The sequence below is a fragment of the Pseudonocardia ailaonensis genome (assembly GCF_039531635.1).
Taxonomy (GTDB): domain Bacteria; phylum Actinomycetota; class Actinomycetes; order Mycobacteriales; family Pseudonocardiaceae; genus Pseudonocardia; species Pseudonocardia ailaonensis.
This window is the reverse complement of the sequence record NZ_BAAAQK010000002.1, coordinates 49674-74640: the sequence shown is the minus strand read 5'-3', so window position 1 is coordinate 74640 and position 24967 is coordinate 49674. Positions and strand designations below refer to the sequence as shown.

Below are 24967 nucleotides of genomic sequence, written 5' to 3'. Positions count from 1 at the left end.
TGGTCAGTCCTCGAACGAGGCGAGCCAGCGTTCGAGCTCGGTCGGCGCAGGGACGCCGAACACGCGATCGACCCGCGCCAGGAGCCGCTCCAGCTCGTCGACCTCCTCCGGATCGAGCCGGGAGACCAACTGTCGTTCGTGCTCGCGGTGGGTCTGTCGCATCTCCTCGAGCCGGGCGTGACCGGCGTCGGTGAGCTCGACGAGATGGGCGCGGCGGTCCATCGGGTCACGGTGCCGGGTCAGCAGCCCCTCGGCCTCGAGCTTCCCCAGATGGTGGGACAGCGTCTGCCCGGTCAGCCCCATCGCCTCGGCGACCTCGGCCTGGTTGCCGGCCGGCCGGGTGGCGAGATGATGGAGGACCCGATAGACCGTCCGCGACCCGCCCCGACGGACGAGCTCCTGGTCGAGAGCCCGATCGGCCGCCCGGGCGGTGGCCGCCAGCCGCTGTCCGAGGGGCATTCTCACCCGCGCCACGAGGGCCTCCCGAGAAGTACATCGAAGTCGAACCATCCGTCGGCTTCAGAGTGTCGCGAGAGGAGGATCGGAAATGTGGTGTTTCGGGAAAGTCTGCGCCGTATCCGGGGCGCGGGGGCGCCTCGGCCGGGAGAATCTCGCGATGCCGGAAGCGAAGTGGCCGCCGAGGTGCCTTCAGGAAACCCGTCGAGATCGAACCGTACGGTCCTCTGACGATCCGCCCGTCGAAGAGCCAGAGATCTGGGCAAGCCTGGCGAGGCCCGGGGACGGCTCCCGCGGGAGCCGTCCCCGGGCCTCATCGAATTCTTCTTGAGCCCGAAGGCTTCGATGCACTGAGGGTTGAGCTCTCAGTGGTCAGAAATCTGACGATTTTTAGGGAGCCTTCCTCATACGGCCCGAGCTCCCGGCCTGCCGGGCGACCGGACGAGGTGGCGATCCGTGGCCGTGGGCCCGCAGCGGCGAAGGCGGTGGGCAGCTCGACGAGGCAGCAGTGGTGGGCGCAGGCGCGTGGCCGTGCTGGTGCGGGCGAGCCCGGTCGGACCCGGGTACGCCCGCACCGGCGGCGGCTCAGACGGCGATGACCGTCGGGACGATCATGGGGCGACGGCGGTAGGTCTCCCCCACCCACTTGCCGACCACCCGGCGGACCGCCTGGGCGACTCGGTGGGTGTCGGTGATGCCGTCGTTCTCCGTGCGGGAGAGCTCGTCCTCGATCAGCGGCAGGACGGCGTCGAGGGCCTTCGGGTCGTCCGAGAAGCCGCGGCCCGACAGCGTCGGGCGGGAGACCGCGCGGCCCGTGGTGGCGTCGATCGCGACCGAGATCGAGATGAAGCCGCCCTCGCCGAGCACGAGCCGGTCCGACAGCACCGTGTCGCCGATGTCGCCGACCAGGTTGCCGTCGACGTACACCCGGCCGACCTCGACCCGTCCGGAGATGGTGGCGCGGCCGTCGACCAGGTCGACCACCACCCCGTCCTCGGCGATCACCACGCGCTCCTCGGGCACGCCGGTGGCCACCGCGAGGGCCTTGTTGGCCCGCAGGTGACGCCACTCGCCGTGCACCGGCATGACGTTCGAGGGCCGGACCGCGTTGTAGAGGAACAGCAGCTCGCCGGCCGGCGAGTGGCCGCTGACGTGCACCTTCGCGTTGCCCTGGTGCACGACCTTCGCGCCGAGCCGGGTCAGGCCGTTGATCACGCCGAAGACCGCGGTCTCGTTGCCGGGGATCAGCGAGCTGGCCAGGACGATGGTGTCGTCCGGGCGGATCAGCACGCTGCGGTGCTCGCCGCGGGCCATCCGGGACAGCGCCGAGAGCGGCTCGCCCTGGGACCCGGTCGAGACGAGGACGAGCTCGTCGTCCGGGAGCTTCATGGCCTCGTCGAGGTCCACGAGCAGGCCCTCGGGCACGTCGAGCAGGTCGAGCTCGCCGGCCAGGGCCATGTTGCGGACCATCGACCGGCCCGCGAAGCAGACCTTGCGGCCGTGCTCCTCGGCGGCCGCGAGGACCTGCTGGACGCGGTGCACGTGCGACGCGAAACAGGCGACGATGATCCGCGACGGCGCCTTCGCGAAGACGTCCGAGATCACCGGCCCGATCTCGCGCTCCGGGGTGACGAAGCCGGGGACGTCCGCGTTCGTGGAGTCGACGAGGAACAGGTCCACGCCCTCGTCGCCGAGGCGGGAGAAACCGGCGAGGTCGGTGAGCCGGTCGTCCAGCGGGAGCTGGTCCAGCTTGATGTCGCCGGTGTGCAGGACCAGGCCCGCGGGCGTACGGATGGCGACGGCCAGCGCGTCCGGGATGGAGTGGTTGACCGCGAAGTACTCGCAGTCCCACGGCCCGTGGCGCAGCCGGTCGCCCTCCTTCACCTCCAGCAGGTGCGGGGTGAGGCGGTGCTCCCTGCACTTGGCCGCGACCAGCGCCAGCGTGAACCGGGAGCCGACGATCAGCAGGTCCGGCTTCTGTCGCAGCAGGAACGGGACGGCGCCGATGTGGTCCTCGTGGCCGTGGGTGAGGACGAGGACGTCGACGTCGTCGAGGCGCTCCTCGACCGCCCGGAAGTCCGGGAGGATCAGGTCGACGCCCGGGGAGTCCTCGGACGGGAACAGGACCCCGCAGTCGACGATCATCAGCCGGCCGCCGTGCTCGAAGACCGTCATGTTGCGGCCGATCTCGCCGATGCCGCCGAGCGCGTAGATCCGCAGCCCGCCCTCGGCGAGGGCGGGCGGCAGCCCCGTCGGCAGCTCCGCCGGGTTGGTGACCTCCGGCGGCGGCGCGGGACGGTCGTACGGGCGGTCCCGGCGGCCCCGGGAACGGTTCCGCCGGTCGGTGCGGGAGGAAGGACGACTCAAAGTGGAATGCTCTCTCTTCGTTCTCGAAAGGGACCGGGTCGCGCCTAGCGGTAGGCGACCTCGGCCCCCAGGTCGGTGGTCGTGCGGCCGCCCAGCGCCCCGTACGCGGGGTCGGCCGGGCGGGTGTGCGGCAGCTGGTCGGGGTCCAGCGCGACGCCGCCGGCCATGAGGTCCGCGGCGATCAGCGCGATCTGCTCGTCCGTGGCGGGCGGCAGCGGCAGCCGGGGATCCCCGACGTCGAGGCCACGCAGCCGCAGCGCCGTCTTGGAGAAGACCGCGCCGCCGACCCGGCCCATCCCGCGCAGGATCGGGAGCATCGCGTAGTGCAGGTTGCGGGCGCGCTGGTGCTCGCCGGCCTCGAAGGCTTCGAGCATCACGCGCAGCCGGTCCGCCACGACGTGCCCGATCACGGACACGAACCCGACGGCCCCGACGGACAGCCAGGGCAGGTTGACCGGATCGTCGCCCGAGTAGTAGGCGAGCGTGGTGGTCGCGAGGACCTCGGTGCCCACGCGCAGGTCGTTCCGCGCGTCCTTGACCGCGACGATCCGCGGGTGCTGCGCGAGCCGCTGCAGCGTCTCGAGCTCGATCGGCACGACCGAGCGCGGCGGGATGTCGTAGAGCATCACGGGCAGGTCCGTGGCGTCCGCGACGGCGGTGAAGTGCAGGACCAGCCCGTTCTGCGGGGGCCGCGAGTAGTACGGGGTGACGACGAGCAGCCCATGGGCGCCCGCCTTCTCGGCCTGGCGCGCCAGCTCGACGCTGTGCGCGGTGTCGTAGGTGCCGGCGCCCGCGACGACGGTCGCCCGGTCCCCCACCGCCCCGACGACGGCCCTGACCAGGGCGGCCTTCTCCTCGTCCGAGGTCGTGGGGCCCTCGCCGGTGGTGCCGTTGACGACGAGGCCGTCGTTCCCCAGATCGACCAGATGTGCCGCGAGCTCCTCGGCCTTCGCCAGGTCCAGCTTCCCGTCGGCATCGAACGGGGTGACCATCGCGGTCAGCACCCTCCCGAAGGGACGAGCCGGCGAGGACGCGGCAGCGAAGGAGCTCATGGGTGTGACGGTACCGCCCGGCACCGACCGTCACGGCCTAGATGCCGCGAGCCACAGCCCGATAGGCCTCGACGTCCGCGGGACTCCCCTCGATCTCGACCCGCGCCGCGGCCCGGCCGAACAGGTGCAGCACCAGCTCGCCGGGCTCCCCCACCAGCGTGACCACGCCGGGGCCGGCGCGAAGGACGTGGCTCGTGCCGTCGGGGCGGCGGGCCACGACCCCGACCGGGCTGCGCCGCAGGAGCAGCCGGCTCATCTTCGTGACGAGTGCCCAGAGCTGCCCGTCGCGGACGGGATCGGCGGGGCGGGGCTCCCAGCCCTCGGTGCCCCGGCGGGCGTCCTCGTGGTGGACGAAGTACTCCGCGCCGTTGGCCAGCTCGTCGACCTTGCCGATCCGGTAGGGGGACCAGGCGGGCGGCCCGTCGCGCAGCTCCGCGACCATCTCCGACCAGGGCGTGTCGCCGTAGCCGGCCATCCCGCGTTCCGTGAGCGGCGCGAGCGCGGGCACCACGATGCCACCCGCGTTCCACGGCTGCCGCTCCCGGACGAGGACATGGGCGAGGAGGTCCCGGGTGTCCCAGCCCTCGCAGAGGGTGGGGGCGTCGGGTCCGGTCCTGTCGAACGTGTCCGCCAGGGCGGCCCGTTCGTCGACGGCGAGGCTCACGATCTCCACCGTAGCCACGTTGCGGGCCGGGCGTCGCACTGCCGGGTTGCGGGCACGGACCTCGACACCCTGGTCGACGCCGCCGGCACCGAGGGCCGGGCGCTGGGGGTGACCGCCCGCGAACGCCTGGTCACGACCCTGCGCGAGGCGGACCCGGACGCGCCGGTCCGCGGCACGGCGTCCGACCTGGTGCTGGCCGCGTGGCGACGGATCGACCCGATGACCCTGCACGTGGACGGCGATCCTGCGGTCCTGCAGAACTGGCCGTCCGTCTGAGACCGGCCCGGGGGGGGCGGTGCGGCTGCTTAGCCCTCCGTCACGAAGGGGCTGCTCGCGATCTCCGTGCCGTCCTCGAGCTCCTGGATCTCGAAGTCGGTGAACACGTTCGGCACCTCGGCCTGCAGCTGCCGCAGGCACTCGATCGCCAGCGCCCGGATCTCGACGTCCGCGTGCTCCGTGGCCCGCATGCCCAGGAAGTGCCGCCAGGCCCGGTAGTTCCCGGTGACGACGATCCGGGTCTCGGTGGCGTTCGGCAGGATCGCCCGCGCCGCCTGCCGGGCCTGCTTGCGGCGTAGGGTGGCGTTCGGGACGTCCGCGAACCGCTTCTCCAGGCCCTCGAGCAGCTGCTCGTAGGCCTTGACGGCCGCGTCCGCCGCGTCGAGGAACATCCGGTGCAGCTCGGGATCGTCCGCGATGACGTCCGGCTCCACCATGGCCGCGTTGCGTTCCGGCACGTACCGCTGCGACAGCTGCGAGTACGAGAAGTGCCGGTGGCGGATGAGCTCGTGGGTGAGGCTGCGCGACATCCCGGACAGGTAGAAGCTCACCGAACCGTGCTCCAGCACGGACAGGTGCCCGACCTCGAGGATGTGCCGCAGGTAGCCGGCGTTGGTGGCGGTGCGGGGGTTCGGCTTCGACCAGGACTGGTAGCAGGCCCGGCCGGCGAACTCGGCGAGCGCCTGACCGCCGTCCGCGTCCGTCTCCCACGGCACGTCGGCCGGCGGGAGGAACTCGGTCTTCGCGACCAGCTGGACCTTCGGCGGCACGGTCTGCGGCATGCTCGCGAGGGTAGCCTGACACCACACGACAGCACTGTGGCGGTTGCGTGATGTCAAAAGTGACGCCATAGTGGCGTCATGGACATCGGTCAGTACGTCACGCAGCTGCGCGAGGACCTCGCGTCCGCCGCGGCCGCGGGTGACGAGCAGACGCAGCGCACGGCCGCGCTCCTCGGCGCGGCGATCGAGCCGGCGGCCCGGCTGGCCGTCATGAACGCCCTGTCGGACCTGGCCGCCGAGGTCACCGACGCCCTCGGCGACCGCACGGTGGAGGTCCGGCTCGACGGGCGGGACGTCCGCGTCGCCGTCTCCGGCGCCACGCCGCGCGAGGAGGAGCCGCCGCGCTTCGCCCCGCCCGGGCCGGGCGACGCGGGCGACATCAGCCGCATCACGCTGCGGATGGTCGAGCAGATCAAGGCGCAGGCCGAGCAGGCCGCCGCCGCCCAGGGCGTCTCGCTCAACTCGTGGGTCTCGCAGGCCGTGCAGGGCGCCCTGTCCGGCAGGCAGCGGCGCTGGGAGCAGCGCGGCGGCAAGGGCTGGGACCGGGGCTGGGACAAGGGCAACCGTGACGACGACGGCGACGGCCGCGATGACAGCGGCCGCCTCCGCGGATGGGTGCAGGGGTGAGTGCGGTGACCGAACCGGAGAACGAGCTGGTGCGCCAGGAGTCCTGGCCGTGCACCGAGCCGGCGGAGCTCGAGGTGGCGATCGACGTCGGCCGCGTGCGCGTCGAGCTGGCCGAGAGTACCGACGAGGTGTGGGTCGAGGTCCGGCACGAGCCGGGCGCCGACTCCCCCTGGGAGCAGGGCCTCACCGGGCTGCTGAACTGGCTCGGCACCGCAACCGGCGGCCAGGCCGGAGCGGGGGCCCCGGCCGACGCCGGAGCCGCCGCGGTGAAGGCCGCGGAGATCAGCTGGTCCGAGGGCGCGCGCCGGCTCGTGGTGCGCTCCACCGAGCAGCTGCCGCTGCGGGTGGTGCCGCTGGTCGTCACGGTGCGGGCGCCGGCGCGTTCGCGACTGGCCGTGCGGACCGGCGCGGGTGACGTCACGGTCACCGGCCGCGCCGCCTGGGCCGCGGTGCGCACGGGATCCGGCGAGGCGCGGGTCGACGAGGTCGACGGCGCCGTGGAGGTCACCACCGGCTCCGGCAACGTGGAGCTCGGCCTGGTCGGCGGCGACGCCAGCCTGAAGACGGGCTCCGGCTCGCTCTCGGTCTCCTCCCTCTCCGGCTCGACGACCGTGAAGGCCGGCAGCGGCGACGTCACCGTCGGCGAGGTCCGCGGCAACCTGACCGTGAAGACGGGCTCGGGCGACCTGACCGTGTCCGACGCCGTCGCGGGTACCTTCGACCTCACGACCGGCTCCGGCCGGATCCGGGTCGGGGTGCACACCGGGGTCGGCGCCGAGCTCGACCTCACCTCGGGCTCCGGGTCCGCCCGCAGCGACCTGGACGTCGGCGGGGTCGCCCCGGCCGAGTCCCCGGCCCTGCGGATCCAGGGGAAGACGGGCAGCGGCGACATCCGCATCACGAGGGCGGCCACCGCAGGCGTCTGACCCGAGATGAACCTCAGCCACGTCGTCGGCCCCTCCGGACGTGGCTGAGGTTCATCTCGACCGGTGACGGTGGCCTGGCGCCCGCGCGGCCCGGTGCAGCGCGGCCCGGTGCAGCACGGCCCGGTGCAGCGCGGCCCGGTGCAGCGCGGCCCGACAAGCTGCACGGCCCGGCGACCGCGGAACCCAGCACAGCGGGCCGCCGCAGTGACCGGCCCCAGCCCGGCGGGTCTCACCCCATCGCGAGCCGGAGCTCCGCGGCGAGATCGCCCCGCTCCCCCACCACGACCCCCTCGAGCTCCAGCCACCGCGCCATCTCGCGCAGCTCCCCCGCCAGCTCCGACGCCACCCGCGCCCGCTCCGCACCGGGCTCGGCGAACGCCCCCTGCACCCGCAGCACCCCGGCCGCCCGGTCCGCCTTGAGGTCGACCCGCCCGACCAGCGACCCGTCGAGCAGGAACGGGAAGACGTAGTAGCCGAACTCGCGCTGAGGCTCCGGCACGTAGATCTCGATGCGGTAGCGGAAGCCGAAGATCCGTTCCGTGCGCTCCCGTTCCCAGATCAGCGGGTCGAACGGGCACAGCAGCGCCCGCCCGGTGATCCGCCGCGGCACCGCGGCCGCGGGCCACCGGTACGCCGGCGAGCGCCAGCCGCGCACCGCGACCTGCTCCAGCTCTCCCGCCTCGACCAGCTCGGCGACCGCCCGGCGGTGCTCGGCGGGGCCGAGGCGGTAGTAGTCCCGCAGGTCCGCGTCCGTGCCGATGCCCAGCGCCTGCGCCGACCGGCGGACCAGCCCGCGCGCGGCCTCCGCCGGGTCCATCGGGTGCGCGGCCAGGATCTCCGGCGGCAGCACCCGTTCCGGCAGGTCGTAGAGCCGCTGGAAGTTGACCCGGGTCCCGGTCGTGAGCGCCCCGAGGCCGAACAGGTACTCGCAGATCCGCTTGACCTCCGACCGCTCCCACCAGGTGACGCCCGGGGGCCGGCTCGCCGCGCCCAACGCCGTCTCCAAGGTTCCGGCGCCGACCGGGCCGAGCTCCTTGACCGCCGCCAGCACGTCGTCGACCAGACCGGGTTCGCGCTCGGCCAGCTGCGCGTAGTGCCGCCACCAGCCCGGACGCTTCGCCCCGGACTGCAGCAGCGGCCAGTCCTCGATCGGCAGCAGGCTCGCCTCGTGGGCCCAGTACTCGACCATCAGCCGGGGCCGGCGCGCGGTGTGCCGCCACGCCGCCTCGTCGAGCAGGGATCGCGGGTAGGACCCCAACCTGCTGAAGGCCGGCATGTAGTGGGCGCGGACCGCCACGTTCACCGAGTCCAGCTGCAGCAGCTGGACCCGGCCCAGCACCCGTTGCAGGTGCCGCCGGGTGACCGGGCCCGCGGGCCGCGGGTCGCCGAAGCCCTGGGCTGCCAGCGCCGTCCGCCGCGCCACGTCCGCCGAGATCGTCCGCACGCGGTGCATGCTGCCAGCGGGGTCCGACAGTTTCAGCGCGGCGGCACGTCCGGCAGCGGTTCCTCCCCTGCCCCGAGGTCCGAGGGCCGCCGCTCGGCCGCCACGACCAGCACCACCGCGAGCACCACGACCAGCCCACCGACGAGCTGCAGCACGGAGAACCGTTCGCCCGCGACCACGATCCCGAGCACCACCGCCAGCACCGGGTTGACGTAGGCGTAGGTCGCGACCGTCGACACGGGGAGGCCGCGCAGCGCGATCGCGTAGCCGCTGAACCCGCCGAGCGTCGACAGCGCGGCCCCGAGCCACACCCACCAGGTCGACGCCGGAACGGCCGCGACGTCGAGGCGGGCGCCGCTCACGACCCCCACGACCGTCATGATCACGCCGCCGGTGAACATCTGCACCGCGGCCATCGCGTACGGGTTCGGCGGGACCGCCATCCGCGTGGTCGCGAAGGTGCCGCAGGCCCAGCCGACCCCGGCCAGGACCACCAGCCAGGGCCCCCACCAGGCGTTCCCCGAGGTCCCGCCCGATCCGGAGCCCGCGAGCACCAGGGTCGCCAGGCCGAGCATCCCGACGGCCACCCCGACCAGCGTCGCCGCCCGCGGCCGGTCGCCGAACGCCAGCCGCAGCAGCACGATGAGCAGCGGCACCACCGCGAGCAGCAGCGCCGCGATCCCCGAGGGCACCTGCGTCTGCGCGATGCCCACCAGCCCGTTGCCCCAGGCCGGGAGCAGCAGCCCCGCGAGCATCGACGTGCCGAGCTGTCGGGCCGACATCCGGAAGCCGCCGGACCCGGCCGAGGCGAGGACGATCACGCCGAGTCCCGCCCCTCCGACCAGGAACCTCCCCGCGCCCGCCAGCAGCGGCGGGACGTCCGTGATCAGCAGCCGGGTGAAGAGGAAGACCGAGCCCCACAACAGGTAGACGACGACGAGACCCACCCAGGCCTGACGCGTCGTCGTTCCCCTCACGACGAGAACGGTCCCACGAGTGCGGCTGCCTTCACCCCGTGTCGATCGTCACCGGCGGCCCCGTGTACGAATGCGGCATGGCCCTCGCCGCGGTCCGCCGCGCCACCGACGACGACGTCGCCGAGATCGTCCGCATCCAGGCGGACACCTGGCGGCTCGCCTACGCCGGGTTCGTCCCCGAAGCGGCCCTGGCCGAGCTGACGAGCGAGGCGGCCACCCAGGCCTGGCGGGACGCGGTCGCGGCCGGTGAGCCGTTCCACGTGTTCGTGGCCGAGGAGGGCAGCCACGTCGTCGGGTTCTGCGCGGCCGCGCACTACGCCGGGCAGAAGGACCTGTCGATCGCCGAGATCAGCACCCTGCTCGTGGAGCCCCGCTGGGGGCGGCGCGGGCACGGCGGGCGACTGCTCGCCACCGCCGCGGCCGCCCTGCGCGAGGCGGGGTCCGCCGAGGGCCGGGCCTGGGTGCCGGAGGGCGACACCGCCTCGCGCCGCTTCTACCCCCGCGCCGGCTGGAAGCCCGACGGCGCCGTGCGCACCCTGGACACCGGGGACGGCACGCTCCGTGAGATCCGCCACACCGGCACGCTCGACCTGCGCTTAGAGGCCCAATAGCGGCTCGAGCCCCACGGTCAGGCCGGGCCGGTCCGCGACCGCACGCACGGCCATCAGCACCCCGGGCATGAACGACTCGCGGTTCATCGAGTCGTGCCGGATGGTCATGACCTCGCCGGCCCCGCCGAGGATGACCTCCTGGTGGGCGACCAGGCCCGGCATCCGGACGGCGTGCACCCGGATCCCGTCGACGTCCGCGCCGCGCGCGCCGAGCGGGTCGGACGTCGTGGCGTCCGGCACCGCTCCCAGGCCGGCGGCGGCGCGGGCCTCGGCCAGCAGGGTGGCCGTGCGCGCGGCGGTGCCCGACGGCGCGTCCACCTTCTTCTCGTGGTGCAGCTCGATGACCTCGACGGACTCGAAGAACCGCACGGCCTGCTGCGCGAAGTGCATCATCAGCACCGCGCCGACCCCGAAGTTCGGCACCACCAGCACGTGGCCGGGCGTCTCGTCGAGCCATCCGCGCACGGTGTCGAGCTTCGCGGTATCGAACCCGCTGGTGCCGACGACGGCGGCGATCCCGTTGTCGAGGCAGAACCGCAGGTTGTCCAGGACGACGGCGGGCTGGGTGAAGTCGACGACGACCTCGGCCTTCGCGTCGACCAGGCCGCTCAGCGCGTCGTCGACGTCGATCTCGGCCACGAGCTCGAGCCCCTCGGCGCCGCGGACCGCCGCGCACGCCTCGGACCCCATGCGTCCCTTCGCCCCCAGCACCGCCACGCGTGTCATGCCGGTCAGCCTACGTGCCACCCCCACCCCGCCGAGATGAACCTCAGGGCGATTCGATCATGGCCGAAATCGCCCTGAGGTTCATCTCGGCGGTGGTTAGGCGAGGACGAGCCCCACGATCCAGGCCGCCGTCATCAGCAGGGCCGCGGCCAGCTCGATGACGATGCTCCAGCCGACGGCCCGCAGCGCGTGCTTGGTCGACGGCCACGCGGCCGCCGAGCTCCCGAGCCGCGCCAGCTCCGCGAGGTAGACCCCGAGCACGAAGCCGAGGAACAGCCCGACCACCGGGATCACGAAGAACCCGACGATCCCGAGCACGGCCCCGAGCAGCAGCGACCGCCCGGGCACGCCGGCGTCCTTGAGCTGCTTGCCGGGGACGGTGTACTTCACCACGGTCCCGAGCACGAGCAGGGCCGCGGCGATCCCGAAGATCCACCACCCCAGCGCGTCGCCCCGCGGGATCGCCCACACGGCCACCCCGGCGAGCACCACGACGAGCCCCGGGAGTACCTGCGACACCACCCCGATCAGCCCCGCGACGATCAGCACGCCCGCGACCAGCCCCAGCACCATGCCCCGATCATCCCGCGCCCCGCCACCCTCTGTCCCGCGCAGTCCCCAACCCCGCGAGTCGGCACATTCGGTAGGCCGAAACACACGCTCACGACACCGACCGCCTCGACCCGCCCGGCGAACCCGCGCCCGCGGAACGGCTCTCTCGGCGGGCGCTTCCCGAAACTCGGTCCCGTCGGTGAGCCGGGCGAAGCCCGCAGCGTCCGCGGGGAGTCCTCGTCGTCGTCCTCGCCGAGAGATCCGCCGAGGTCGATCTCGCGGACGTCCGCGAAGGCGACCCGCCGCCGTCGCCAGACGCCGAGCCGCACGATCGCGTCGGCCCGAACGATCAGCCGCTCGAACAGCAGGTCGTGGAGCAGGGCGGCCCCGACCGCGACCAGCAGGCCCCCACCCCAGCCCAGACCCCCACCCGTGACGGCCGCGGCGAGGATCGCGACGACCGTGCCGGTCAGGCAGGCCCGCAGCCAGGCCGGATGGTCGACGCGATGGGTCGAGGCCGGCATGATCGAAGCCTACGGATGCGCCCGTGAGTCGGCAGGTGGACAGAGCCCACCATCGACAGGCTCTGGAGGCCGACCTGCACGCTCACGACGTCGTCAGCGTGTGTTTCGGCCTACCGAAAGTGCCGACTCGCGGGATGATCGTGGGTGAGCGGCGGTCAGGTGAGGTCGTGGAGGGCTGCCGGGAGGTCGCCCACCTCGTCGTAGGGGCCGACGATCGCCGCGGTGAGGGGCTGGGTGAGGAGCTCCGCGGCCAGGGACGCCACCTGGGTGGGGGTGACCGCGTCGATCTTCGCCAGGCTCTCCGCGAGGGTGCGTTGGCGGCCGTGGTCGAGCTCGGAGCGGCCGAGGCGCGTCATCCGCGAGGCCGTGTCCTCCAGGCCCAGTACCAGACCGCCCCGCATGGATCCCTTGGCGCGCAGCACTTCCGCCTCGGTCAGACCGTCGGCGGCGACGCCGGACAGGACGTCCCGGACCACCCCGACCACCTCGCCGAGCCGCTCGGGGGCGCACCCGGCGTACACCGTGAACGCCCCGGCGTCGGCGTAGGAGACCTGCGCCGAGTACACCTGGTAGGCCAGTCCGCGCTGCTCCCGGACCTGCTGGAACAGCCGCGACGACAGCCCGCCGCCCAGCGCGGTGTTGAGCACCGACAGCACGGTGCGGCGCGGGTCGTGCCGGTCGAGGCCGGGGACGCCGAGCATCAGGTGGGCCTGCTCGGAGTCGTCCGTGCGCAGGGCGAGCGCCCTGCGGGCCGGGATCAGGCCCCGCCCACCGGCCCGGGGCGCGACGGGCGACGCGTCGCCGTCCGATCCCAGGGCCTTCGCCGCCAGGTCCACGACGTGCTGGTGGTCCAGGTTCCCCGCCGCCGCGACCACCATCCGCGGCGCCGTGTACTCGCCGCGCCAGAACTCGTGCAGCGTCTCGCGGCTCATCCCGCGGATCGACTCCTCGGAGCCGATCACCGGCAGGCCCAGCGGGTGCCCGGCGAACAGGGTCTCGTCGAAGAGCTCGCCGAGCAGGTCCTCGGGATCGTCGTCCCGCATGGCGATCTCTTCGAGGACGACGCCCCGCTCGAGCTCGACGTCCGTGTGCGCGAGCTCGGCGTTCGTCACGACGTCCGCCAGCACGTCGAGCGCCAGCGGCAGGTCCTCGTCGAGGACGTGCGCGTAGTAGCAGGTGTGCTCCTTGGCGGTGAACGCGTTCAGCTCGCCGCCGACCGCGTCCATCTCCTCGGCGATGCCCTGCGCCGTGCGCCGCCCCGTGCCCTTGAACAGCAGGTGCTCGAGGTAGTGGGCCGCCCCGGCCTGGTCCGGGCGCTCGTCCCGGGAGCCGATGGCGATCCAGATCCCCAGCGCGACGGAGCGCACCCCGGGGACGTGTTCGGTGAGCACGCGAACGCCCCCGGGGAGCTCGGTACGAGCCACCCCGGGGGCGTCCTGACGTGCGGAGGAGGTCAGCTGGAGACCTCGGCCGGCGCCTGCTCCTCGGCAGGGGCGTCGGCGGGCGCGTCGGCCGGAGCCGCGGCGCCGGCAGCGCCGTCTTCGACGACCGGGATCAGCGAGATCTTGCCCCGGTTGTCGATGTCGGTGACCTCGACGCGGATCTTGTCACCGACCTTGCAGACGTCCTCGACCTTGCCGATCCGCTTCCCGTTGCCGAGCTTCGAGATGTGGACCAGGCCGTCCTTGCCGGGGACCAGCGAGACGAAGGCGCCGAAGGCGGCGGTCTTGACGACCGTGCCCAGGAAGCGCTCGCCGATCTTCGGCAGCTGCGGGTTGGCGATGGCGTTGATCATGCCGATCGCCTCCTCCGCCGAGGGGCCGTCCGCCGCACCGACGTAGATGGTGCCGTCGTCCTCGATGGAGATGTCCGCGCCGGTCTTCTCCGTGATCGAGTTGATCATCTTGCCCTTCGGGCCGATGACCTCGCCGATCTTGTCGACGGGCACCTTGATGGCGGTGACCCGCGGCGCGTAGGTGCTCATCTCGTCCGGGCCGTCGATGGCCTCGCCGATGACCTCGAGGATCGTCATCCGGGCGTCCTTGGCCTGCGACAGCGCCGCGGCCAGGACCTCGGACGGGATGCCGTCGAGCTTCGTGTCGAGCTGCAGCGCCGTGACGAACTCCGGTGTGCCGGCGACCTTGAAGTCCATGTCGCCGAACGCGTCCTCGGCGCCGAGGATGTCGGTCAGCGCGACGTAGGACGTCTTGCCGTCGACCTCGTCGGACACCAGACCCATGGCGATGCCCGCGACCGGCGCCTTCAGCGGCACACCGGCGTTGAACAGCGCCATCGTGGAGGCACAGACCGAGCCCATGGACGTCGAGCCGTTGGAGCCGAGAGCCTCGGACACCTGGCGGATCGCGTACGGGAACTCCTCGCGCGTGGGCAGCACGGGCAGCAGGGCCCGCTCCGCCAGCGCGCCGTGGCCGATCTCGCGGCGCTTCGGCGACCCGACGCGACCGGTCTCACCGGTCGAGTACGGCGGGAAGTTGTAGTGGTGCAGGTAGCGCTTGTGCGTCTCCGGCCCCAGCGAGTCGATCTGCTGCTCCATGCGCAGCATGTTCAGCGTGGTGACACCCATGATCTGGGTCTCGCCGCGCTCGAACAGCGCCGAGCCGTGCGCCCGCGGGACGACCTCGACCTCGGCCGAGAGCGGCCGGATGTCGGTGAGCCCACGGCCGTCGATGCGGACCTTGTCGCGCAGGATGCGCTGGCGCACGAGCTTCTTGTTGAGCGACCGGAACGCGGCGCCCAGCTCCTTCTCGCGACCCTCGAACTGCGCGCCGAGCGAGTCGAGCACCGAGAGCTTGACCTCGTCGGTCTTCGCCTCGCGCTCCTGCTTCGGCCCGATCGCCAGGGCGGCGGCCAGGTCGGCCGAGGCGGCCTTCTCGACGGCGGAGAACGCGTCCGGCTGGTAGGCCGGGTACGTCGGGTACTCGCGGACCGGCTTGGCCGCCACGTCCGCCAGCTGCTGCTGGGCGATGCACAGGCTGCGGATGAACGGCTTGGCCGCCTCCAGGCCCTGCGCCACGACCGCCTCGGTGGGCGCCTGGGCGCCCCCGGCGACGAGCTCGATCGTCGAGGTGGTGGCCTCGGCCTCCACCATCATGATCGCCACGTCGTCGCCCACGATGCGGCCCGCGACGACCATGTCGAACACAGCCCGCTGCAGGTCCTCGTGCTGCGGGAACGCGATCCACTGGCCGTCGATCAGGGCGACGCGGACGCCGCCGATCGGGCCGGAGAACGGCAGGCCGGACAGCTGCGTCGACGCCGAGGCGGCGTTGATCGCGAGCGCGTCGTACGGGTCCTGCGGGTCCAGCGACATCACGGTGACGACGATCTGGATCTCGTTGCGCAGGCCGTCGACGAACGACGGGCGCAGCGGCCGGTCGATGAGCCGGCAGGTGAGGATCGCGTCCGTGCTCGGGCGACCCTCGCGGCGGAAGAACGAGCCGGGGATCTTGCCGATGGCGTACATGCGCTCTTCGACGTCCACCGTGAGGGGGAAGAAGTCGAAGTGCTCCTTGGGCTGCTTCGACGCCGTGGTGGCGGACAGCAGCATGGTCTCGTCGTCGAGGTAGGCGACGACGGACCCGGCGGCCTGGCGGGCCAGCCGGCCGGTCTCGAAGCGCACCGTGCGGGTGCCGAACGAGCCGTTGTCGATGACGGCGGTGCTCTCGTGCACGCCGTCCTGATCGATGGAATCGGTCATGAAGTGGGTTCTCTCCTCTGAGAGCGTCTTTGCCACCTCGCCCCTGGCGATCCTCCGCGGGGCCGGCCTTCGATCGAAGCCTCCGGGACATCGGGTTCCGGAAGCCACTACCGAGGACCGGCGGATCTTCTCAGGGGGCCGGTGTGGCGGGGTCTTTCTTCAGTTGTGCTCCGGGGCCGGGGCGGCGGCTGCCGCCCCGGCACCGGGGGTGCTCAGCGGCGCAGGCCGAGGCGCTCGATCAGCGCGCGGTACCGCTGCACGTCGACCGAGGCGAGGTACTTGAGCAGCCGGCGGCGGCGGCCGACCATGAGCAGCAGGCCACGACGGCTGTGGTGGTCGTGCTTGTGCTGCTTGAGGTGCTCGGTGAGGTCGCTGATGCGCTTGGTGAGCAGCGCGACCTGGGCCTCGGGCGAGCCGGTGTCACCCTGGTGGGTGCCGTACTCGTCGAGGATCGTCTTCTTGTCGGTGGCGGTGAGTGCCACGGTGGTGCTCCTTCTTCGGTGACGTCCGCGGGGCCCGCGCCCGGACAGCCGGGGCGGGAAGCCGGTCACAGCCGCCGCGGACAGCAGCCGGACCCACGTCGAAGGCTACCAGCGCGCCCCGTCGCGACCGCGCCGACCCACCCGTCCGGGCCGGTCAGGCGGGGTGCGGACGGCGGCGAACGGTCTCCCGGCGGGTGCCGGCGGCCTGCCGCAGGAGCTCGGCGAGCTCCGGGAAGCCGGGACCGAGCTGCGCCGCCGCCGCGACGAGCCGCGCGGGCCCGGCGATCCCGCGCAACGCCTCGGCCGCCACCGTGACCGGGTCCCGCGCCGGGACCCCGGGAACCGGCCCGGCCCGCCGCGGCACCCGCGCCGGGCTCGTCCCGAGGTTCGGCGGGTGTTCCTGCCAGGCCGCGACGGTGGCCCGCACCTGCGCGAGCAGCGCCGGGACCTCGCTCGTCGGCACCGGGCGCGCGCACCGCTCGTGCAGCATCGCCAGGCGGGAGAGGACAGCGGGATCGCCGATCTTCACGCGCCGGCCGCCGACGAGCTGGGACAGCATCGCGGGACTCATCCCCAGCGCCTCGGCGAGCCGGGCCTGCGTGGTGCCGAGCGACCGCACGATCCGGTGCACCCGCTCGACGAGCGGCTCGCCGTAGATCTCGGCCTGGCGCGCCCGATTCTCCGCGACCTGCGCCGCCAGCCGGTCGCCCCGGAGGGTGCGCTCGTCCCTGCTGCTCATGCCCGGATGCTGGCATCCGGGACACGCCCCCCGTGGCGAAACGGCAGAATTCAGGGCCGGATGCTTCGTTCCGCAGGCTCCTCTCAGGCCCCCAGCAGCTCGCGGGTCCGCGCCACGTCCGCCTTCATCTGCTCGATCAGCGGGTCGATCCCGTCGAAGCGCTCCTGCCCCCGCAGCCGGTGCGCGAACTCGACGGTGACCTCGTGGCCGTAGAAGTCCTCGTCCACGTCGAGCACGTAGGCCTCGACGGTGCGGACCTTGCCGGAGAACGTCGGGTTGGTGCCCACCGAGACCGCCGCCGCCAGCCGCCGGTCGCCCAGGCCGAACCAGCCCGCGTACACCCCGTCCGCGGGCAGCGCGGTGTGCGCGGCCACCGAGACGTTCGCGGTGGGGAACCCCAGCTCACGGCCCCGTTTGTCGCCGTGGACGACCACGCCGTCGACCTGGTGCAGCCGGCCCAGCGCCGCCGCCGCGGCGGCCATGTCCCCCGCGTCGATGCACGAACGGATGTAGGTCGAGGAGAAGGTCACGCCCGCGTCGCTGATCAGGTCCAGGGCCTCGACGGCGAAGCCGAACCGCTCCCCCAGCTCGCGCAGCGTCGTGATGTCGCCCGCCGCGCGGTAGCCGAACGTGAAGTTCGCGCCCACGACCACGACGGCGGCGTGCAGCCGGTCCACCAGCACCTCGTGGGCGAACTCGGCCGGGTCCATCCGGGCCAGCTCCCCGGTGAAGGGGATGACGCAGAACGCGTCCGCCCCCGCGTCCGCCACCAGGGCCGCGCGCCGCTCCAGGGTGGTCAGCGCGGCCGGGTGCGAGCCCGGGCGGACCAGCTCGGAGGGATGCGGGTCGAACGTCACGACGACGCTGCGCAGGCCCCGCTCGCGACCGAGCCCGACGGCCCGCTCGATCAGCTGCCGGTGCCCGCGGTGCACGCCGTCGAAGACCCCGACGGTCACGACGCTGCGGCCCCATCCGGAGGGCACCGCCTCGAGTCCCCGCCACCGTTCCACGCGCGGAAGCCTACGGAACCCCGGTACCTAGGAGCCCGCGGGGGCGAGCACCACCACAGGCTTCGCGAGCTCCCCCGCGTCGGCCATCAGGGCGAGCACCCGCCCGTCCGGCGCGAACACGCCGTAGGTGCCGGGCAGCCCGGCCGCGGCCAGCCGCTTCCCGTGCCCGACGTCGACGGCGGCGGAGGCGTCGACGTCCCGGCGCGGGAAGGCGGTGGCGACGGCCCCGGCGAGGTCGAGCGACAGCGCCGGATCGGCCTCGAGCTGCTCGAGGGTCCGGGCGTGGGTGAGGTCGAAGGGCCCGACCCGGGTGCGGCGCAGCGCGGTCAGGTGCCCGCCGACACCGAGCCCGGCACCGAGGTCCCGGGCCAAGGCACGCACGTACGTCCCCGAGGTGCAGGAGACCACCACGTCGAGATCGGCGCCCCGCCGCTCGAGGAGAGTGAACTCCGAGACGGTCACCGGGCGCGCCGGGATGACCACGTCCTCCCCCGCCCGGACCCGCGCGTAGGCCCGTTGCCCGTCGATCTTCACGGCGCTGACCGAGGACGGGACCTGCATGATGTCGCCGGTCAGCGTGGCTATCCCGGCGGCCATCGCCTCGTCGGAGACGTCGACCGGGCTCTCGGCGAGTACCTCCCCCTCGGCGTCGTCGGTCGTCGTCGACGCTCCGAGCCGGATCGTCGCCGCGTACGCCTTGGTGTCGAGCGCGAGGTGCCCGAGCAGCTTGGTGCCGCGGTCGACCCCGCAGACCAGCACGCCGGTGGCCATCGGGTCGAGCGTGCCTGCGTGGCCCACCTTGCGGGTGCGCAGGATCCGGCGGAGCCGGGAGACGACGTCGTGGGAGGTCATCCCACCGGGCTTGTCGACGACGACGAGTCCGCCGGCGGCGAGATCGGGCACGGAGGCGGAGCTGGCGGAGTCGACCCTGGGCACGAGCCGGGACCCTACTTCCCGAGCCGGTACCCCACCCCACGCGCCGTCACGATCACCTCGGGCCTCCCCAGCTTCGACCGCACCAGGGCCACGTGCGCCTCGAGCGTCCGCCGTGCGGAGGCATCGGTCGCGCCCCACACCTCGTCGAGCAGCTCGTCGCGCGCCACGACGGCCCCTTCGCGGCGGGCCAGGGCGGCGAGCAGGTCGAACTCCTTGCGCGCCAACGTGATCTCGGCCGCCGCCACGGTGACGGAGCGGCGCGCCAGGTCGATCTCCACGTCCCCCGCGACGACGGCGGGGGCCACCCCGAGCCCGCGGGTGCGGCGCAGCACGGCGTCGATCCGGGCGAGGAGCTCCTCGACCAGGAAGGGCTTGACGATGTAGTCGTCCGCCCCGTTGCGCAGCCCGGCCACCCGCGCGTCGACCGCCCCGCGGCCCGTCACCGCGATGATCGGCACCCGGCTGATCTCGCGGATCCCCCGGCACACCCCGATCCCGTCCCGGTCCGGCAGGCCCATGTCCAGCAGGACGACGTCCGGCTCGTCCGCGGCCACCTCTGCCAGCGCCGCGGCCCCGCTGGTCACGTGCCGGACCCGGAAGCCCTCCCCGGTCAGCGCGCGGACGACCGCCGCCCCCAGCACCGCGTCGTCCTCGACGAGAAGCGCCCGCATCGTCCGAATGCTCCCGTCCTGCGAAACCTCAAGGCCCGCCCAATTATGGACCCGTGCGTCCTGACATGGCGCGCGTCACGTTCCTACCGTTCCGTCACCGGACGTCGAGGAGGACGCATGACAACGGCTACCGCCAGCCCGCCCCGGAAGCGGTTCTACACCCAGCTCTGGTTCTGGGTGCTCATCGGCATCGCCCTCGGCATCGTGTTCGGGCTGGTCGCGCCCGAGCCGGCCAAGGGCGTGAAGTGGCTGGCCGACGGGTTCATCCAGATGATCAAGGTGATCGTCGCCCCGGTCATCTTCTGCACGGTCGTCGTCGGCATCGCCTCGATCGGCAACCTGGCCCGCGCCGGCGGCCTCGCGCTCCGCGCCCTGTTCTACTTCCTGGTCGCGACGGTGGTGGCGCTGACCATCGGGCTGCTGGCGGCCAACATCTTCGCCCCGGGCTCCGGGTTCACCGGGCAGCCGAGCGCGAGCGCGCTGGCGTCCGCGGCCAAGCAGGTCGAGGGCGGCGCGAGCGCCGACCAGGGCGGCATCACCGGGTTCCTGCTGGGCGACCTGCTGCCGACCAGCTTCCTCGGCCCGTTCGTCGAGAACGAGGTGCTGCGCGTCCTCGTGCTGGCGATCCTCACCGCCTGCTCCGTGTCGCTGATGGCGGCGCCGCTGCGCACGCGGATCGTCGGCTCGATCGAGACCATCGCGAAGGTCATCTTCGGCATCATCAAGCTGATCATGTGGGCGGCGCCGGTCGCGGCCTTCGGCGGCATGGCCTACACCGTCGCGCAGTTCGGCGCGGGCTCGCTGACCAACCTCGTCAAGCTCATGGGCGTCTTCTGGGGCACCTGCGCGTTCTTCGTCATCGCGGTGCTCGGGCTGGTGTCCTGGTGGGCCGGGTTCAACATCTTCAAGGTCATCCGGCTGATCAAGGACGAGCTGCTGATCATCGTCGGCACGTCGTCGTCGGAGTCGGTGCTGCCGCGGCTGCTCACCAAGCTCGAGGCGGCGGGCGCGTCCAAACAGACGGTCGGCATGGTCATCCCGACCGGCTACTCGTTCAACCTCGACGGCACCTGCATCTACCTCACGCTCGGCGCCCTGTTCATCATCCAGGCGGGCAACGAGAGCCTGCCGATCGCGCTGCAGATCGGCCTGGCGCTGCTCATGGTGCTGACGTCGAAGGGTGCCGCGGGCATCACCGGCGCCGGCCTGGTCACGCTCGCCGCGTCGCTGCAGGCCTTCGGCGGGGAGTTCTTCTCGGCCGAGGCGATCGCCGTCGGGATCGCGCTCATCATCGGGATCGACCGGGTGATGAGCGAAGGCCGCGCGCTCACCAACTGCATCGGCAACGTGGTCGCCACGCTGGTCATCGCCCGCTGGCAGGGCGAGCTGGACCGCGACCGGCTCAAGGCGGTCCTCGACGATCCGTCGCTGGTCAACGAGGCGATGGAGCTGGAGCACGGGAGGCGCGACGAGAAGGCGGCGGAGGACGAGTCCGCCGAGAAGCGCGAACCGGCCACGGTGTAGCAGGATCCGACTGTGCCCATGGTCGGCTCCGCCTCCGTGCCCCGCCGCGGTTCCCGGCTCACCCGCCGCCTGCTGCTGATGCAGGTGGTGACGGTGCTGGTGACCGTCGGCGGGGTCGCGGCGCTCGGGATGCTCGGCGCGAAGGAGATCGAGTCCGCCGCCGCAGGCCGGCTCACCCAGGCCACCGCCCGGTCCGTCGCCTCGGACCCGGTGGTGGTCGACGCCGTGGTCCGCGGTGGCGATCCGCTGGTCGTCTCACAGACGCTGCAGCCCCTCGCGGAGCGGGTGCAGGCGGCGACGGGGACCGCGTTCGTCGTCGTCATGACCCGGGACGGCATCCGGTACAGCCACGCCGAACCGGACCGGATCGGTGGCCTCTACCAGGGCACGATCGCCCCCGCACTGGCCGGCGGGACCGTCACCGAGGACTACCCGGGCACACTCGGGCCCTCCGTGCGGACCGTCGTGCCGGTGCTGTCGGGCGGCCAGGTCGTCGGGCTGGTGTCCGTCGGCGTCCTGGAGACGCGGATCAGCGCCCTGGCCGCCCGTGAGCTGCCGTGGATCATCGCGGTGGCGGCGGCCGCCGTCGCCCTCGGCTCGTTCCTCGCCTGGCTGCTCGCCCGCCGGGTCCGCCGGCAGACCCTCGGGCTGGAGCCGGAGGAGATCGCCGCCGCCTACACCCACCACGACGCCGTGCTGCGCGCCGTCCGCGAGGGCCTGATGGTCCTCGACCGCGACGGTGCCGTCGTCGTGATGAACACCGAGGCCCGCCGGCTGCTCGGGTTCGCGCCGGACCAGCCCGTGGAGGGACGGCGGCTGGTCGAGCTGGGCGTCGACCCGGCGCTGCGGGCGGTCACCCGGCTCGCGACCGGCGGAATCGACGACGTGCGCGACACCGTGACGCTGGCCGGCGAGCGGGTCCTGCTGCTCTCCCGCACCGCGGCCGGGCCCCGCGCAGGCGACGGCACCCGCGTGGTCACCCTGCGGGACCGCACCGAACTGTCCGGCGTGCTCGCCCAGCGCGACGAGGCCCGCGGCCGGGCCCACATGCTCGCCGACCAGGCCCACGAGTTCGCGAACCGGATGCAGACCGTGCTCACGCTGGTGCAGCTCGGCGACACCGCGGACGCCCTGCGGGCCGGCACCGCCGCCGTCGACCGCGCCCGCGGGCCGGCACTGGAGACCGTCCACGATCCCGTGCTCGCCGCGCTGCTCACCGACAAGGCGTGGACGGCGGCCGAGCGCGGCATCGCCTTCACCGTCCACGACGAGACCGACGACCCCTACGACCTGGCGCCGGACGACCTCGTCACGCTGGTGGGGAACCTGGTCGACAACGCCATGGACGTGGCTCCGGCGGTCGAGGTGCGGCTGGCCCCGGGCGTCATCGAGGTCGCCGACACCGGCCCCGGCATCCCACCGGACACCGTCGACGACGTCTTCGAACACGGCTTCTCCACCAAGACCGCCCGCCCGGACCGCCCGCGGGGCATCGGCCTCGCCCTGGTGGCGCGGATCGTCCGACGCCTGGGCGGGACGATCACGGTCGAGCCCCGGAACCCGGGCACCGGACCGACGGGCGCCTCCGGCACCGGACCGACGGGCGCCTCCGGCACCGTCTTCACGATCAGGCTGCCGGAGCGCCCGTCACGGCCCAGCGTCCCGACCGCGTCCGCAGCAGCACCGCCACCAGCCTGACCAGCATGAACACGCTCAGGCCGGTCCAGATGCCGACCAGCCCCCAGCCGGCGGCGAGGGAGATCCAGATCAGCGGGAGGAACCCCGCCAGCGCCGCGACCAGGGTCGTCGTGCGCAGGAACGCGGCGTCGCCCGCGCCGAGCAGGACACCGTCGATCGCGAACACCACCCCGGCCACGGGCTGCATCGCCACGAAGAACCACCAGGCGGCGGGCACGGCGGCGAGCACGGCCGGATCACCGGTGAAGACGTGCGGCAGCACGCCGGCGAGCGCGGCGAACAGCACCCCGAAGACCAGCCCCATCCAGAGCCCGTAACGGGTGACCTGCGCGGCGATCGCCTTCGCCCGGTCGGCCCCGTTCGCGCCGAGGGCCGCCCCGACCAGCGCCTGCGCGGCGATCGCGACGGCGTCGAGCACCAGGGACTGGAAGTTCCACAGCTGCAGGACGACCTGGTGCGCGGCCACGGACGCGGGCCCGAACCGCGCGGCCACCGCCGTCGCCGAGAGGAAGCAGATCTGGAAGCCGGCGGTGCGCAGGACCAGGTCCCGGCCCATGGTCAGCTGCGCGCGGATCACGCCCAGGTCGGGCCGCAGGGACACCTCGGGATGCGTGCGCCTCTCCCGTGCGATCGCCGACAGGAACAGGCTCGCGACGATCACCTGCGCGATCACGTTGGCGATCGCCGAGCCCTCCAGGCCCCAGCCCAGGACGTGCACGAAGACCGGGCAGAGCACCGCGGACAGGCCGTTGCCGGCCAGCACGTACCGCAGCGGGCGAGCGGTGTCCTGCACCCCGCGCATCCAGCCGTTGCCGGCGAGGGTCACGAGGATCAGCGGGGCGCCGAACAGGGCCGTCCGCAGCCAACCGACGGCCGCGTCGGCGACCGCCCCGCCGTCGCCCAGGGCGTTCGCGACCGGCCGCGCCACGATCTGCCCGACGACGAGCACCAGCACCCCGACGGCGATCGCCACCCACGTGGCCTGCACGCCCTCGGTGACCGCCTTCGCCCGGTCCCCCGCCCCGTGCAGCCGCGCCGAGCGGGCGGTCGTGCCGTAGGAGAGGAAGTTGAGCGCCGTCGTGACCTGCGCGAACAGCACCCCGGCGACCGCGAGCCCGGCCAGCGCCACCGCCCCGAGCCGCCCGACCACCGCGGTGTCGACGAGGACGTACAACGGCTCCGCCGCCAGCACCGGCAGCGCCTGCAGGGACAGCCGGGCGACCTGCCGGGCGAGCGGGCGTCCGTCGGGTCCCCCGTCCTCCTCGAGCCGCCGGCGCCGTTCCACCACCCGATCATCCTCCCGCGCTCCGCGCCGGGCGACATCGCCGCCAACCCTTGCGTCACAACACACTCAGCAGCCCCATCCATCACCCAAATAGTCGCTGACCCCGCGGCATCCGGACGACATGATCACCGGGCTCATTTTTGTCGATCATGGGAGTTGAATGTCGCGCCCACTCCGTCGCGCCGCTGTGACCGCACTGGCCTCGGTCGCCCTACTGGGCGCGCTGTCCGGTGCGTCCGCATCCGGGGCGCCGTCGGCCACCCGCCCCACCGTGTCCGGAAGCCCCGGCAACGGCTGCGGCAACCCGATCCTCGCCACGGACCTGGCCGGCTGGGACGTTGCGGCCCGTGACCAAGGCCGACGGGCCGCGACGGTCGGGCACATCGTCGCCCTGCACGAGCTGGTGGTCGACCCGGCCCGGCCGCGGACCCTCGTCCACGGCCCCTCCCGCAGCGTCACCGGCGACGGCCTCTGGGACATGACCTTCGACGTCCGAGCGGCGGCGACCTCCGCCGCGCGGGTGGAGACGACCTGGTTCGACGAGGCCGGGGCATCGCTCGGCCGGGCCCGCGGCCGGTGGATCACGGTCCGTGAAGGAGACCTGTACACGCGGATCGGGGACCGGTTCGTCGCGCCGGCCGGCGCCGTGCGCGCCGACGTCGCGGTCGCGGTCGCACAGACCGAGGCGACCCGGTTCGCGGTGACGATGTGCACCTACCGCCCGGTCCGGGCACCGGTGGCGGTCTCGCCGGAGGCCGACGCGCCGGGAGCGCCGCCGACCCGGACCCGGCCGCCGATCCCGACCTCCCCCACGCCGCCACCCACCACCACCGCGACCACCTCGACGACCATCCCGACGACCACAGCAACGACGGTCCCGACCACCACACCCCCACCGACCACGACGCCACCCACCACGC

The 24967-nt window shown here is 73.3% G+C and carries 24 protein-coding genes and 1 pseudogene; 7 read left to right on the top strand and 18 right to left on the bottom strand.

Translation table 11 applies throughout. The features are described 5' to 3' along the window. Nucleotides 1-3: 3 nt before the first annotated feature. The 4 genes from ABD324_RS02535 to ABD324_RS02520 form a co-directional block, all read right to left on the bottom strand. On the bottom strand, nt 4-459 hold the full coding sequence (locus tag ABD324_RS02535; protein ID WP_344411998.1) for a MarR family winged helix-turn-helix transcriptional regulator: 456 nt from the start codon (nt 457-459) through the stop codon (nt 4-6). A gap of 582 nt (nt 460-1041) precedes the next feature. Then, complete coding sequence (locus ABD324_RS02530; protein ID WP_344411996.1) at nt 1042-2715, bottom strand: ribonuclease J; 1674 nt, start codon at nt 2713-2715, stop codon at nt 1042-1044. Nucleotides 2716-2867: 152 nt separating this feature from the next. Then, entirely contained in the window at nt 2868-3875 is a 1008-nt protein-coding gene (dapA, locus tag ABD324_RS02525) for a 4-hydroxy-tetrahydrodipicolinate synthase (RefSeq protein ID WP_344411877.1), read from the bottom strand. A 37-nt stretch (nt 3876-3912) separates the two neighbouring features. After that, nucleotides 3913-4539 carry a TIGR03085 family metal-binding protein gene (locus tag ABD324_RS02520; protein ID WP_344411876.1) on the bottom strand — a complete coding sequence of 209 codons (627 nt, stop codon included), beginning with the start codon at nt 4537-4539 and terminating at the stop codon, nt 3913-3915. 108 nt (nt 4540-4647) lie between these two features. Here ABD324_RS02520 and ABD324_RS02515 point away from each other — a divergent pair, with 108 nt between their 5' ends. After that, a complete protein-coding gene (locus ABD324_RS02515) occupies nt 4648-4815 on the top strand; it encodes a hypothetical protein (RefSeq protein WP_344411875.1) in 168 nt (55 codons plus the stop codon). 29 nt (nt 4816-4844) lie between these two features. On the opposite strand, the gene thyX is transcribed toward ABD324_RS02515, so the two are convergent. Continuing rightward, on the bottom strand, nt 4845-5597 hold the full coding sequence (gene thyX / locus ABD324_RS02510) for an FAD-dependent thymidylate synthase (protein WP_344411874.1): 753 nt from the start codon (nt 5595-5597) through the stop codon (nt 4845-4847). A gap of 78 nt (nt 5598-5675) precedes the next feature. Between thyX and ABD324_RS02505 the strand changes: the two genes are divergently transcribed. Both ABD324_RS02505 and ABD324_RS02500 read left to right on the top strand, forming a co-directional pair. Beyond that, nucleotides 5676-6224 carry a toxin-antitoxin system HicB family antitoxin gene (locus ABD324_RS02505; RefSeq protein ID WP_344411873.1) on the top strand — a complete coding sequence of 183 codons (549 nt, stop codon included), beginning with the start codon at nt 5676-5678 and terminating at the stop codon, nt 6222-6224. A gap of 5 nt (nt 6225-6229) precedes the next feature. Beyond that, nucleotides 6230-7150 (top strand): DUF4097 family beta strand repeat-containing protein, encoded by a 921-nt coding sequence (locus ABD324_RS02500; protein ID WP_344411872.1) that lies wholly within the window; start codon nt 6230-6232, stop codon nt 7148-7150. Nucleotides 7151-7379: 229 nt separating this feature from the next. Here ABD324_RS02500 and ABD324_RS02495 read toward each other — a convergent pair whose 3' ends face one another. Continuing rightward, nucleotides 7380-8603: a winged helix-turn-helix domain-containing protein gene (locus tag ABD324_RS02495; protein WP_425565712.1), complete on the bottom strand. Its 1224-nt coding sequence runs from the start codon at nt 8601-8603 to the stop codon at nt 7380-7382. 23 nt (nt 8604-8626) lie between these two features. Next, nucleotides 8627-9571 carry an EamA family transporter gene (locus tag ABD324_RS02490; protein ID WP_344411870.1) on the bottom strand — a complete coding sequence of 315 codons (945 nt, stop codon included), beginning with the start codon at nt 9569-9571 and terminating at the stop codon, nt 8627-8629. 77 nt (nt 9572-9648) lie between these two features. Between ABD324_RS02490 and ABD324_RS02485 the strand changes: the two genes are divergently transcribed. Beyond that, nucleotides 9649-10182 (top strand): GNAT family N-acetyltransferase, encoded by a 534-nt coding sequence (locus ABD324_RS02485; RefSeq protein WP_344411994.1) that lies wholly within the window; start codon nt 9649-9651, stop codon nt 10180-10182. Here ABD324_RS02485 and dapB read toward each other — a convergent pair. The 10 genes from dapB to ABD324_RS02435 all read right to left on the bottom strand — a co-directional run bounded on the left by dapB (nt 10168) and on the right by ABD324_RS02435 (nt 19540). Then, the gene (gene dapB / locus ABD324_RS02480; RefSeq protein WP_344411869.1) at nt 10168-10908 is read right to left on the bottom strand and encodes a 4-hydroxy-tetrahydrodipicolinate reductase; all 741 of its coding nucleotides are present in this window, start codon (nt 10906-10908) and stop codon (nt 10168-10170) included. The two genes, ABD324_RS02485 and dapB, sit on opposite strands and share 15 nt — an antisense overlap. A 96-nt stretch (nt 10909-11004) precedes the next feature. Next, on the bottom strand, nt 11005-11481 hold the full coding sequence (locus ABD324_RS02475) for a DUF456 domain-containing protein (protein ID WP_344411868.1): 477 nt from the start codon (nt 11479-11481) through the stop codon (nt 11005-11007). Continuing rightward, nucleotides 11451-11984: a hypothetical protein gene (locus tag ABD324_RS02470; protein WP_344411867.1), complete on the bottom strand. Its 534-nt coding sequence runs from the start codon at nt 11982-11984 to the stop codon at nt 11451-11453. The genes ABD324_RS02475 and ABD324_RS02470 overlap by 31 nt, the downstream gene beginning before the upstream one ends. A gap of 155 nt (nt 11985-12139) precedes the next feature. Further along, nucleotides 12140-13375, bottom strand: coding sequence for a M16 family metallopeptidase (locus tag ABD324_RS02465; RefSeq protein ID WP_425565711.1), 1236 nt, complete (start codon nt 13373-13375; stop codon nt 12140-12142). 62 nt (nt 13376-13437) lie between these two features. After that, entirely contained in the window at nt 13438-15702 is a 2265-nt protein-coding gene (locus ABD324_RS02460) for a polyribonucleotide nucleotidyltransferase (protein WP_344411865.1), read from the bottom strand. Nucleotides 15703-15914: 212 nt separating this feature from the next. Beyond that, nucleotides 15915-16184 carry a 30S ribosomal protein S15 gene (gene rpsO, locus ABD324_RS02455; protein ID WP_344411863.1) on the bottom strand — a complete coding sequence of 90 codons (270 nt, stop codon included), beginning with the start codon at nt 16182-16184 and terminating at the stop codon, nt 15915-15917. 154 nt (nt 16185-16338) lie between these two features. Next, entirely contained in the window at nt 16339-16923 is a 585-nt protein-coding gene (locus ABD324_RS02450) for a helix-turn-helix domain-containing protein (protein ID WP_344411861.1), read from the bottom strand. 83 nt (nt 16924-17006) lie between these two features. After that, entirely contained in the window at nt 17007-17933 is a 927-nt protein-coding gene (locus ABD324_RS02445) for a bifunctional riboflavin kinase/FAD synthetase (RefSeq protein WP_344411860.1), read from the bottom strand. Nucleotides 17934-17960: 27 nt separating this feature from the next. Continuing rightward, on the bottom strand, nt 17961-18785 hold the full coding sequence (truB, locus tag ABD324_RS02440) for a tRNA pseudouridine(55) synthase TruB (protein WP_344411992.1): 825 nt from the start codon (nt 18783-18785) through the stop codon (nt 17961-17963). 95 nt (nt 18786-18880) lie between these two features. Continuing rightward, on the bottom strand, nt 18881-19540 hold the full coding sequence (locus ABD324_RS02435; RefSeq protein WP_344411859.1) for a response regulator: 660 nt from the start codon (nt 19538-19540) through the stop codon (nt 18881-18883). A 117-nt stretch (nt 19541-19657) separates the two neighbouring features. Between ABD324_RS02435 and ABD324_RS02430 the strand changes: the two genes are divergently transcribed. Together ABD324_RS02430 and ABD324_RS02425 are read left to right on the top strand one after the other, a co-directional pair. After that, nucleotides 19658-21064 carry a cation:dicarboxylate symporter family transporter gene (locus ABD324_RS02430; protein ID WP_344411858.1) on the top strand — a complete coding sequence of 469 codons (1407 nt, stop codon included), beginning with the start codon at nt 19658-19660 and terminating at the stop codon, nt 21062-21064. An 18-nt stretch (nt 21065-21082) separates the two neighbouring features. Further along, complete coding sequence (locus tag ABD324_RS02425; RefSeq protein ID WP_344411990.1) at nt 21083-22762, top strand: sensor histidine kinase; 1680 nt, start codon at nt 21083-21085, stop codon at nt 22760-22762. Here the strand turns inward: ABD324_RS02425 and ABD324_RS02420 are convergent. Then, nucleotides 22692-24050: an MATE family efflux transporter gene (locus tag ABD324_RS02420; protein ID WP_344411857.1), complete on the bottom strand. Its 1359-nt coding sequence runs from the start codon at nt 24048-24050 to the stop codon at nt 22692-22694. The two genes, ABD324_RS02425 and ABD324_RS02420, sit on opposite strands and share 71 nt — an antisense overlap. A 157-nt stretch (nt 24051-24207) precedes the next feature. On the opposite strand from ABD324_RS02420, the pseudogene ABD324_RS02415 reads away from it, so the two are divergent. Continuing rightward, nucleotides 24208-24967, top strand: a pseudogene (locus tag ABD324_RS02415) (hypothetical protein); the annotation flags it as partial.